This is a genomic window from Mesobacillus sp. MER 48 (genome assembly GCF_023714225.1).
In the GTDB taxonomy this organism is placed as follows: Bacteria; Bacillota; Bacilli; order Bacillales; family Cytobacillaceae; genus Mesobacillus; species Mesobacillus oceanisediminis_A.
Genome location: NZ_JAMAUR010000058.1, coordinates 1 through 242 on the forward strand (window position 1 = coordinate 1; position 242 = coordinate 242).

Annotated in this window: 1 rRNA gene; it reads right to left on the minus strand. The window is 43.0% G+C overall.

The features are described 5' to 3' along the window. Positions 1-136: 136 nt before the first annotated feature. Positions 137-242 (minus strand): 23S ribosomal RNA (locus M3593_RS23895); the annotation flags it as partial.

Below are 242 nucleotides of genomic sequence, written 5' to 3' on the forward strand. Positions count from 1 at the left end.
AACGGGTGTGACCTTCTCGCCATCGCCACCAGACTATTTGGTTTGAGGTTTTAGTTATTTTGCTACCGCAAAAAACTTTGTACCCTCAAAACTAGATAATGTTGTAAGAAGAAATCAAGAGAATCGAATGATCAATTTGGTTAAGTCCTCGAACGATTAGTATCAGTCAGCTCCACACGTCACCGCGCTTCCACCTCTGACCTATCAACCTGATCATCTTTCAGGGTTCTTACTAGCTTGCG